Annotated in this window: 9 protein-coding genes; 7 read left to right on the forward strand and 2 right to left on the reverse strand. The window is 40.0% G+C overall.

Annotated features, from left to right (window positions below):
• Positions 1-3 precede the first annotated feature (3 nt).
• Both FC33_RS03610 and FC33_RS03615 read right to left on the reverse strand, forming a co-directional pair.
• Entirely contained in the window at positions 4-1,116 is a 1,113-nt protein-coding gene (locus tag FC33_RS03610; protein ID WP_057827261.1) for an ABC transporter ATP-binding protein, read from the reverse strand.
• A gap of 110 nt (positions 1,117-1,226) precedes the next feature.
• A complete protein-coding gene (locus FC33_RS03615; protein ID WP_057827262.1) occupies positions 1,227-2,093 on the reverse strand; it encodes a helix-turn-helix domain-containing protein in 867 nt (288 codons plus the stop codon).
• Positions 2,094-2,216: 123 nt separating this feature from the next.
• Here FC33_RS03615 and FC33_RS03620 point away from each other — a divergent pair, with 123 nt between their 5' ends.
• The 7 genes from FC33_RS03620 (at position 2,217) to nagA (ending at position 11,735) form a co-directional block, all read left to right on the forward strand.
• Positions 2,217-3,839 carry a glycoside hydrolase family 13 protein gene (locus tag FC33_RS03620; RefSeq protein WP_057827263.1) on the forward strand — a complete coding sequence of 541 codons (1,623 nt, stop codon included), beginning with the start codon at positions 2,217-2,219 and terminating at the stop codon, positions 3,837-3,839.
• A 178-nt stretch (positions 3,840-4,017) separates the two neighbouring features.
• The gene (locus tag FC33_RS03625; RefSeq protein ID WP_057827264.1) at positions 4,018-5,397 is read left to right on the forward strand and encodes an SLC45 family MFS transporter; all 1,380 of its coding nucleotides are present in this window, start codon (positions 4,018-4,020) and stop codon (positions 5,395-5,397) included.
• A 16-nt stretch (positions 5,398-5,413) separates the two neighbouring features.
• The gene (locus FC33_RS03630; RefSeq protein ID WP_057827265.1) at positions 5,414-6,406 is read left to right on the forward strand and encodes an aldose epimerase family protein; all 993 of its coding nucleotides are present in this window, start codon (positions 5,414-5,416) and stop codon (positions 6,404-6,406) included.
• 22 nt (positions 6,407-6,428) lie between these two features.
• Positions 6,429-8,699, forward strand: coding sequence for a glycoside hydrolase family 65 protein (locus tag FC33_RS03635; RefSeq protein ID WP_057827266.1), 2,271 nt, complete (start codon positions 6,429-6,431; stop codon positions 8,697-8,699).
• Between the two features lie 94 nt (positions 8,700-8,793).
• Positions 8,794-9,462, forward strand: a complete 669-nt coding sequence (gene pgmB, locus FC33_RS03640) for a beta-phosphoglucomutase (RefSeq protein ID WP_057827294.1) — start codon at positions 8,794-8,796, stop codon at positions 9,460-9,462.
• 110 nt (positions 9,463-9,572) lie between these two features.
• Positions 9,573-10,304, forward strand: coding sequence for a Cof-type HAD-IIB family hydrolase (locus FC33_RS03645; RefSeq protein WP_057827267.1), 732 nt, complete (start codon positions 9,573-9,575; stop codon positions 10,302-10,304).
• 276 nt (positions 10,305-10,580) lie between these two features.
• Positions 10,581-11,735, forward strand: coding sequence for an N-acetylglucosamine-6-phosphate deacetylase (nagA, locus tag FC33_RS03650; RefSeq protein ID WP_057827268.1), 1,155 nt, complete (start codon positions 10,581-10,583; stop codon positions 11,733-11,735).
• The last annotated feature ends 79 nt before the right edge of the window (positions 11,736-11,814 follow it).

Below are 11,814 nucleotides of genomic sequence, written 5' to 3' on the forward strand. Positions count from 1 at the left end.
TGATTAATATTCATCTAATGTTAATTCGGTTTCTGGATCAAAGAAGTGAGCCTTGTTAATATCAAATCCGACTTTCATACTATCACCCGGTTGAACAAAGTCGCGAGCGTCAACCTTAGAAACGAATTCGGTATCACCGACCTTGCTATAAATTTGGGCATCAGCCCCAAGTAATTCTGAAACTGAAACGGTAGCTGTTACAACTGCGTCAGGGAATGCTTCAAAGAAAGCTTGTTCTGTATGAATGTCTTCTGGCCGGATTCCAAAGATGAGTTTCTTGCCATCATAGCCTTTTTTACGTAATACTTTAAGCTTCCCTTCAGGAACTTTGATGTTAAAGTCATGATTTTCATCTGCAATTTTTCCATCTTTTAAGGTTACATTGAAGAAGTTCATTGCAGGTGATCCAATGAATCCGCCGACGAATACATTAGCAGGTTGATCATAAACTTCTTGCGGGGTTCCAACTTGTTGAATTTTTCCGTCTCGCATAACAACGATCCGGTCAGCCATTGTCATCGCTTCGATTTGGTCGTGAGTGACATAAATAGTAGTTGTCTTTAAATCTTGGTGAAGTTTTGAAATTTGTGCACGCATCGAAACCCGAAGTTTGGCGTCCAAGTTTGATAGCGGTTCGTCCATCAAGAAGATCGGTGCATCACGCACAATTGCTCGTCCTAAAGCAACCCGTTGCCGTTGTCCACCAGATAATGCGGCCGGTTTCCGTTGAAGATATTCTTCTAGTCCTAAAATTGAGGCTGCTTTATGGACCCGTTTGTCAATATCAGCTTTATCATATTTTCTCAATTTTAGTCCGAAAGCCATGTTATCATAAACGGTCATATGTGGATACAAAGCATAGTTCTGGAAAACCATTGCGATGTCACGGTCTTTTGGTGCTTCATCATTAACAATCCGACCGTCGATTTTGAATGTTCCCTTTGTGATATCTTCCAGGCCAGCTATCATCCGTAAAGTTGTTGATTTTCCACATCCAGAAGGACCAACAAAAACGATAAATTCGCGATCTTTAATGTGTAAGTTGAAGTCAGTTACAGAGTATGAGTCTGCATTATCATACATTTTATATACATGATCTAAATCTAGTTTTACCATAATTAAATCTCCCATCTAATTGATTACACTTTTATAATAATGAAAACGCTTGCATAAATAAAACTAAAAAAGCACAAATTTAGAAATTAAATTTGTGCAACATGACGAAATTAAACAGTCAGAAAATAACAAAACACCAAGTCGTTCATATTTTTTAAATTAAGCCCCGTTTGATGTTGAAACTTTTCAATCTGGTATTGAAGTGTGTTTCGGTGAATGTATAACTTTTTAGCTGCTGATGAAATGTTTCCACACTCGTCATATAAGGTTGTAATAACCTTAACCATTTGATCAGACAGATGGAGTTGTTTTTTATAATTTGAGAATAAATGGCTTTTTTTAATGTAATTATTAAGCCAATAATCAATCGCAACTTGACTGATGGAAACGGCCGTTTCGTTTGACTTAGTAACGGCATAATCGGTAATTTTTAGTTCTTCATTGAAGATGGAAACAAGCTGATCAGTCGTTTCCCAATAATTTCCAACAAAAAACTTAGTTTTAGTGTTCAGGTTGATGTCTAGTGTTTCAGCAATTCCGGCAAAATTTTCCTGCGAATAATTTTCATTGCTGAGCTTTTCAACCAAAATGTATTTATGAGGAGTAAGCCAAAAAGAATCGCACACATCAGAATTAGAAAAAATAGTTTTAAAAGAATTTGCCCATTCTTCACGATTATCATCGTTAATCGTTACAAAAGCTTGAATAAAACGGACCTTTTTCTCCTTTACTGGAGGAAGTTTGCCGTTTCTCAAGAGAAAATCAGACCATGGATGTTTTCTCTGGTTTAATGATTGTGAAGCCTCTTTTGTGTCAGAGAGAATCCGAAGTAGTTGTACTTCAGTTGGAGATAAATTTTCTTTGGGAAGGATAAACCACTGACTATCAATTTTGATATTTAAGTATGTATCTGGATTTTGAGGCTGTTGTTGAACAGTTGCTTGAGGATATAAATTTAATAATTGTTTTAGTTTCATAAAACACACTCGCTTTTGTATTTTGTATCTATTTTACAAATATGAAATAAAAAAATAAAGTTAAAAAAGATATTGATTATCAAAAAGAAAGCGATTACACTCTATTTTAGAAAGGAGGATTTTATGGAAAAAGATTGGTGGAAAAAAACAGTCGTATATCAGGTTTATCCTAAGAGTTTTCAAGATTCAAATGCGGATGGAATTGGCGATATCAAGGGAATAATAAATCGTTTAGATTATCTCGAAAATTTGGGAATAACTGCTTTGTGGCTTAATCCGATGTATTGTTCTCCAGGAATTGATAACGGATATGATATTTCAGATTACGAACAAATTGATCCAATTTATGGGTCGATGAAAGACATGCAGTTATTGATTGATGAAGCTCGAAAACGTGGAATTAAAATTATCATGGATTTAGTTGTTAACCATACATCAGATAAACATCCGTGGTTTATTAAGTCGCGTCAAGACCGGACAAACAAATATCGCGATTACTATGTTTGGAGGAACCCAGTCGATGGGCATGAACCGAATGAACTTCAATCAACATTTGGCGGATCAGCATGGGAATTCGATTCACAGACAGGTCAGTACTATTTGCATCAATTCAGTAAAAAGCAACCGGATTTAAATTGGCAAAATCCAAAATTGCGCCAAGCAATATACAAGATGATGAATTTTTGGATTGAAAAAGGAATTGGTGGTTTTCGATTAGATGTGATTGATCTGATCGGAAAAAATCCAGATACAATGCAGATGGCAAACGGAAAAGACTTACACCGACTTCTTCAGGAAATGAATCAGCAAACCTTTGGTGGAAAAAATCTAATGACCGTCGGTGAAACTTGGGGTGCGACCCCTGAAATTGCTAAATTGTACTCTGATTCACAACGGCATGAGTTAAGCATGGTTTTTCAATTCGAACATACTCAATTGGATCAACAAGATGGTCAAGGAAAATGGTCCATTAAACCAATTGATTCTGGCGAGTTGAAAAAGGTACTGAACAAATGGCAAGTCGATTTAAATAAGACGGGTTGGAATAGTCTTTTTTGGAATAATCATGACTTACCACGGGCAGTGTCAGCCTTTGGAAATGACGGTGAATATCGAATAGAAAGCGCTAAAATGCTTGCAATCCTTTTACACTTGATGAAGGGTACTCCATATATTTATCAAGGCGAAGAAATTGGAATGACTAATTGTCCCGTAGATTCGATTGATGAAGTTAACGATGTTGAAAGCACTAATATGTATCGTGAAAAGAAGAATAAAGGAATAAGTGATAAGGAAATTATCCAGCTGATTAACTATCGAGGAAGAGATAATGCACGAACACCAATGCAGTGGGAAGGCAATCGAGAGTATGCGGGTTTCTCAAGTCAGAAACCATGGTTGCACGTAAATCCAAACTTCAAAACAATAAATGTGGCAGATCAACTTCGCGATTCAAACTCCATTTATAATACGTACAAAAAACTAATCGATTATCGAAAAAAGCATTTATTGGTAGTTGAAGGGGATTACAGCCTGGTTAACACTTCAAATGATGTTTATGCCTATCTTCGTGAAATGGATGGTCAAAAGCTATTAGTGGTTGCTAATTTGTCTGGGAAAAATCAAGATTTAAAACTCGATTATGGAATTCAACAGCCATGGATTTCAAATTACAATGTTGAAAAAATTAATTTAGATGATTATAAATTACGGCCATATGAAGCCTTTGCGGTTGAAATTCACTAATAAGTGTAAGTAATTTTGGTTAAGAAATTACTTATTTTTGTGCTGAAATTTGTGCAACCGATTGCACAAAATCCGAGAAAGCGGTATACTTTTAATTGTATTATTTTTGGAAATCGTTTACATAGCTTGAGCAATTATTTAAGTAATCGATTAGAAACAATTTAGGAGGAATCGCGAAATGAAAAACGATCAACCGAAAGCAGGACTTCCTAATTTGAAACCAAGTATCATTTGGATGATCAACTTCGGCTTCTTAGGGGTTCAGATGGCTTTCACATTGCAAAGTTCACAAATGAGCCGGATTTTCCAAACAATCGGGGCTAACCCCAATGATTTGGGATGGTTCTTTATCTTGCCACCATTGGCTGGATTAGTTGTTCAACCATTAGTCGGCTACTTCTCAGACCGGACATGGGCACCGAAACTCGGCGGTCGGCGGCTTCCATACCTTCTTTTAGGAACGATTGTTGCCGTTATCGTTATGTGCTTGTTACCGAACTCAGGAAGTTTAGGATTAGGTTACGCTTCAATGGCCGCAATGTGCTTTGCCGCAATTACCGTTGCCTTTCTTGACTTGTCATCAAACGTTGCAATGCAACCATTCAAGATGATGATCGGTGACATGGTTAACGATAAGCAAAAGAGTTATGCATACGGAATTCAAAGTTTCTTATCAAACACCGGTGCGGTTTTAGCAGCTGTTTTCCCATTCGTATTAACATACTTTGGGGTTGCTAACACTGCTCACAAGGGCGACGTTCCAATGTCAGTTAAGTTATCATTCTACATTGGGGCTGCAATCTTAATCGTTACAAGTTTGTTCACTGTTTTCCGGGTTCACGAATATGATCCGCAAACATATGCTAAGTACCATGGCATTTCTGAAGAAGACAACGAAGAAAAAGTTGGCATGTTCACGTTGTTGAAGAAGGCCCCAAAGGCATTTTGGACAGTTACATTAGTTCAATTCTTCTGCTGGTTTGCTTTCCAATACTTATGGACATACTCAAACGGAGCAATTGCTGCCAACGTATGGCACACAACGAACACTGCTTCAGCCGGCTTCCAAGCAGCTGGTAACTGGTATGGGGTTTTAGCTGCCGTTCAATCAATTGCCGCTGTTATTTGGTCATATGTTTTAGCTAAGTTACCAAACAACATGCACAAATTAGGTTACGCTGGAAGTTTAGCTCTTGGTGCAATCGGCTTTGGTTCAGTTTTCTTTGTTCACTCAAAGATGTTATTGATCGTTTCATTCACGTTAGTCGGAATTGCATGGGCTGCAATGAATACTTACCCATTGACAATCGTTACAAACGCATTGTCAGGAAAGCACATGGGAACATACCTCGGCTTGTTCAACGGTTCAATTTGCTTGCCACAAATTGTTGCCTCACTTGCCAGCTTCGTCATCTTCCCATTGCTTGGCGGAAAGCAAACCAACATGTTCCTTTTGTCAGGAATCGTAATGCTTTTAGGTGCTGTTGCGGTATTTGCAATTAAGGAAACAAGTGCTGAAGCACCAGAAGAACCACATACTCCAATTGAAGAAGAGTAATTAAGCAGGTGAAAAGATGAAAAAAGAGATGTATCAGGGGAAAGAAATTGAACGTTTCACGTTAACGAATGCGAATGATACGTGGGTAACGATTTTGTCACTCGGCGGAATCATTCAAGAATATTCAATCATGCACAATGGTCAACGTGAAAACTTAGTTGTTAATTTTGACAGTGCTCAAGAATATGCTGATAATCCATACCAGATTTGCAAACAAATTGGGCGGATTGCAGGCCGGATCAAGGATGCCCGGTTTGAACTTGATGGGCGCGAAGTTCAGGTTCCCGCAAATGAAAACCGTAACAGTCTTCACGGCGGTGACCGGGGCGTAAGCACGCAAGTCTTTGATGGGTATCAAGTTTCAGCCAATGAAGTGACGTTGAGCTTGAATTTGGATTCAACGGTTGACGGGTTCCCAGGAAGCTTAACGCTGATGATCAATTATATCTTGCACGATAATGACCGGTTAGATGTTACCTATGACATCACCGCCCAAAGTGCAACGGTCTATGATCCAACGATTCATATTTACTGGGCGCTTCCGCAAGGCTTGAAGAACGTTGATGTTCAAATCAACGGTGATCAACGCCAAGAAGTTGATGCGGAAAAGATTCCAACCGGAAAACTGTTAGCGAATAAGGGAACGGCATTTGATTTTTCAAAACCGCGTGATTTGGCAGAAGCCGTTGAAACATTGCGGAAAGAAGAAAATCAAAAAGGATTCGATAATGGTTATGCGGTTGAACCGTCAATGACGAGTCCCGTTGTTGAAATTAATAAAAAAGATCAAAAAGTTAAAATTAAAGTCTTCAGCGACCGGAACGGATTAGTGATTTTCACTGCTGATCCGCAAAACGGTGAAAATGATCGTCAGGGCATTTTTGACTCGCTGGCAACTGAAGTTCAAACATTACCGGATGCATTGCATCATGATGAATTCGGCAATGTGCGGTTAGCGGCCGGCGAACATAAACAAATCAAAATTGCCTATCAAGTTGAAGGTTACTAAAAAATAATAAGAGGTGACACAGATGAAAAGAATCTTTGAAATCGATCCTTGGAAGATCGTAACACATGAATTTAATCCTGAAGATAAGCGTCTTCAAGAAAGTATGACAAGTATCGGGAACGAATACATGGGAATGCGTGGAATGTTTGAAGAAAACTATTCTGGCGACACCCACCAAGGAATTTATCTTGGCGGTGTATGGTATCCTGACAAGACCCGTGTTGGTTGGTGGAAGAATGGTTATCCGGAATACTTCGGTAAAGTTCCGAATGCCATCGACTTTGTCAGTGTTGATATCAAGATCAACGGTGAATCAATTGACTTGGCAAAGGATTCATTCTCAGACTTTGAACTTTGCTTAGACATGAAGCGCGGCGTCTTAGATCGTTCATTCATCGTTGAAAAAGATGGTCACAAGATCAAGGTGACATCTGAACGGTTTGTCAGCATCGCATTTAAGGAATTGTATGCTAACAAGTTGACATTTACAAACTTAAGCGACGAACCAGTTAAGATCGAAGTTCAATCATTGATCAACGCTGATGTTTATAACGAAGATTCAAACTACGGCGAACAATTCTGGGGCGTAATCGACAAGTCAGTTGCTGACAAGTCAGGTCGCTTAGTTGGAAAGACTGCTGAAAATAACTTCGGCACACCTCGTTTTACTGTTGAAATGGCAATGAGTCACGAAACAGACTTGAAGGCAATTCAATCAGAAAATGAAGAAAAATACGTTGCTAACAATTTTGAAGGTTCAATCCAACCTGATCAAACAGTCTCATTTGAAAAGCGCGTAATCGTAACAACTTCACGGGATTACGATACGGTTGATGCTTTGGATAAAGCAACCAACGACTTGATGAACAAGGCCGGCGAACAAACATACGACCAATTAGCAGATGCACAAGCAAATGCATGGGCAGAACGTTGGGAAAAATCAGACATCACAATTGATGGTGATGAAGCTGCTCAACAAGGAATTCGGTTCAACTTATTCCAATTGTTCTCAACATACTATGGTAACGATGCCCGCTTAAACATTGGCCCGAAAGGATTCACTGGTGAAAAGTACGGTGGTGCTACATACTGGGATACAGAAGCATTCTGCTTGCCAGTTTACTTAGGAACATCAGACCCAGAAGTTGCCCGCAACTTGCTCTTATACCGTTACAACCAATTAGACGGTGCCCACCACAATGCCCAACAACAAGGCTTAAAAGGTGCTTTATACCCAATGGTTACATTCAACGGAATCGAATGCCACAACGAATGGGAAATCACCTTTGAAGAAATTCACCGGAACAGTGATATTGCTTACGCAATTTACAACTACACAAAGACAACTGGCGACAAGAGCTATGTTTTGAACGAAGGTAGCGAAGTCTTAGTTGAAATCGCACGGTTCTGGGCAGATCGGGTTCACTATTCAGAACGGAACGGTCAATACATGATCCACGGGGTAACAGGTGCCGATGAATACGAAAACAACGTTGACAACAACTGGTACACCAACGTAACTGCTAAGTGGGAACTTGACTACACTGCTCAAATTGCTAAGGAAATCTCTGATGAACAAGCTAAGAAGCTTGGCATTACAGATGAAGAAGTTTCAAAATGGCAAGAAATCGCTGATAAGATGTACTTACCAGAAGACAAGGAACTTGGAATCTTCGTTCAACACGATGGCTTCTTAGACAAGGACATCACATTGGATGAAAACAACAACCCAATCAACAAGATCCCGGCTGATGAATTACCAATCAACCAACACTGGTCATGGGACAAGATTTTACGTTCACCATACGTAAAGCAAGCTGATGTCTTACAAGCAATGTGGTACTTCATGGATGACTTCACAGAAGAACAAAAGAAGCGGAACTTCGACTTCTATGAACCATTGACTGTTCACGAATCAAGCTTGTCAGCTTCAATCTACGCAATTATGGCTGCTGATTTGAAGTACGAAGAAAAATCAGTTGAATTGTATGAACGAACAGCCCGGCTTGACTTGGATAACTACAACAACGATACCGTTGACGGCTTGCACATCACAGCCATGTCAGGTGGTTGGTTAGCAATCGTTGAAGGATTTGCAGGCATGCGGGTCAACGACGGCGAATTGCAATTTAAGCCATTTGTACCAAAGGCTTGGAACGGATACAACTTCCGCTTAACATTCCGTGGCCGCTTATTAGAAGTTAAGGTTGCCAAGGACAATACTGAAATCAAGTTAATCAAGGGTGAACCATTAACAGTTAAGTTAAACGGCAAAGAAATTGAAGTTAAATAATAAATAACGGTCAGACGTTAACAAATAATGAGGCTCTGGAAGTTTCCAGAGTCTCATTCATCAGAAAGAAGAAAGAGGGCAGATTTTTATGCAAATGCAGGGTGCAGTATTTGATTTAGACGGGGTTATTACTGACACAGCAAAGTATCACTTTGCTGCATGGAGTAAGTTAGCAAAGGAAAACTTGGACATCGAATTACCAGCTTCATTTGAAACTGAATTAAAGGGTGTTAGCCGGATCGATTCATTAAAGAAGATTTTGGAATATGGCAACAAGCTTGACCAATTTTCTGACGATGATATTCAAGAATTAGCTGCTAAGAAGAACGGCTATTACTTGGAAGCAATCGAAGGCTTATCAAAAGATGATATTTTACCAGGAATCACTGAATTGATTGCTCAATTAAAGGCTCACAACGTTAAAATGTCACTTGCATCAGCTTCAAAGAACGCTCCGGCAATCTTAAAGAAACTTGGCTTGTTCGATAAATTCGATGCCATTGCAGATCCCGCAAAGGTTGCGCATGGCAAACCAGCTCCAGATATCTTCTTAGCTGGGGCGGCTGCTGTTGACTTGAAGCCAAGCGAATGCGTCGGCGTTGAAGATGCGGTTGCTGGGGTCCAAGCCATCAAAGACGCTGGCATGGTTGCCGTTGCTGTTGGTGACGCAAACGAATTAGCAAAGGCTGACAAGGTTGTTCCAACAACTGCTGATTTCAGCTATGATTTGTTTGAAGAAACATTTGAAAAAGCAAACGCATAATTTAATGATCAATAAAGGAGAACTCAAAGGAACTTGCCTTTGGGTTCTTTTTTTGGTTTATTTAATGTATCGGAGAAGGAGATTCAATCTTTTGCAAGGAGAATTTTAAAATGCAAAATGACATTAAACTGGTTGCAACCGATATTGACGGAACGTTTACCCATGCTGATCACACGTATGATACAAAGCGGTTTAAACGAATTTTAGCACGGATGAACGCTGTCGGATGTGAGTTTGTCGTTGCAAGCGGCAGTCAGTATTTCACCATTCGTGATTTATTTGCTGACTGTGCCGACCAAATCAATTTTATTTCGGAGAATGGAGCGATGATCGAAAGCCATGGGAGAATCATAAAGGTCAATGAAATGGCAACCGATGTCGTTGATGAGATGATTTTATTTGCACACCACCATCCGGAATTTGAATGGGTGATGTGCGGGGCAGCGAATGCATACTGTGAACGCGGGCAGGTTGATCAAGCCTTTTTTGATCAAACAAATTTTTATTATCACCATTTAAAATGGGTCGATGATTTTAACGACGTTGATGATCAAATCTTGAAATTTGCGATCAATGTGCCGGAAAAAGAAACTGATCATTATTTGGAATTGTTCCGCCGTAAATTTGCGGGGAAAGTTGAGCCGACCTCAAGCGGATTTGGAGCAATCGATTTAATTGTTCCTGGTAATCATAAGGCAGCGGCATTAAAACAACTGGTTCAAAGATGGAAAATTACTCCAGCTCAATGTGCTGCTTTCGGCGATGGCGGAAATGATATTGAAATGCTGCGGTATTGCAAACACAGTTATGCAATGGTCAATGCACCGGCTGAAGTTAAGTAGGTTGCCCAAAATGTTTGTCCATCAAACGAAGATGATGGGGTCTTAGTGACTTTAGATTAATTGTTTTAGAAGAAGGTGTGACTTTTAGGTCCATCTTCTTTTTTGCTTAAAAGTATAAAGAAGTATAAAACAAAAATGAAAATATAAAGAAGTATAAAACGGGAAAATTATGCAAAAAAACTTGCAAGCGATAACAAAATGTGAAAGAATAGTGATTGTAACAAATGGTCTATTCCAATTTTAACGAAACTAATTTAGAAAACGAGGAAGAATATTATGGCATATTACATTCATGCAGCAAAATTCTTTTTAAAGAATACAACTGAAACAAATGGTTACTTGGAAATTACCGATGACGGCAAGTTCGGTTCATATTATCCCGAATCAGCAAAGCCGGCTGGTAAAATCGTTGAATATGGCGACAAGTGGGTTGCCCCGGGATTGTTTGATACGCATATTCATGGCCTTCTTGGTCATGATGTTACGGATGGCGACTGGGATGCGATCAATGAAATGTCAGAAGGTTTGTTAAAAGCCGGGGTTACTTCATGGTTGCCAACAACGGTTACGGCTTCATTTGATCAGTTGAACAATGTATGTAAGGCAATTGGGGATCACCAAGGCCAAGAAACGGGTGCCAAGATCCGCGGTATCCACTTTGAAGGCCCGTACTTCACGGAAGAACACAAAGGCGCTCAAGATCCGAAGTACTTACGCGATCCTGACATTGATGAATTTCACAAGTGGCAAGAATCCGCACATGGCCTATTAAATAAGATCTCAATTGCACCTGAACGGAAGGGAGCCGCAGAATTTACCCGCCAAGCAGTTGAAGAAGGCGTTGTGGTTTCAATCGGCCACAGTTCAGCAACCTATGAACAAGCTAAGCGGTGCATTGAAGCCGGCGCATCAATGTTTACGCACACATACAACGGAATGAATGAATTCGGACACCGTGATCCAGGAATGGTCGGAGCTGCTTACACGATGGATGATACAACATGTGAAATCATCTGTGACGGCCACCACAATGCGCCAGCTGCCGTTCGAGTATTGATCAATCAAAAGACCCCGGACAACGTTGCACTAGTTACAGACTGCATGCGGGCCGGCTTAATGCCTGATGGCGACTACATGCTTGGTGAACTTGAAGTTTACGTTAAGGACGATATGGCACGGTTAAAGGTTGGCGATAACCTTGCCGGAAGCATTCTTTTATTAAAGGATGCCTTGAAGAACGTTGTTGACTGGAACATTGCAACGCCGGAAGAAGCCGTTCGGATGGGTTCATTAGTTCCGGCCAAGAGCATGCACATGGAAAATAAGGTTGGCTCAATCGTTCCAGGTGCCGACGCTGACTTCTTGATTTTGAATCCAGATATGACCTTAAGCGAAACATACTTGGACGGAAAATCACGGTATCAAGCTTAAAGAAGAAGGTGTGACAAAACGTAAAAAACGAGCGTGGTGGAAGCAGAAAAGCGAACGAATCGCGGAGCATAGATTCGGA

This window comes from Ligilactobacillus aviarius subsp. aviarius DSM 20655, assembly GCF_001436315.1.
GTDB lineage: Bacteria > Bacillota > Bacilli > Lactobacillales > Lactobacillaceae > Ligilactobacillus > Ligilactobacillus aviarius.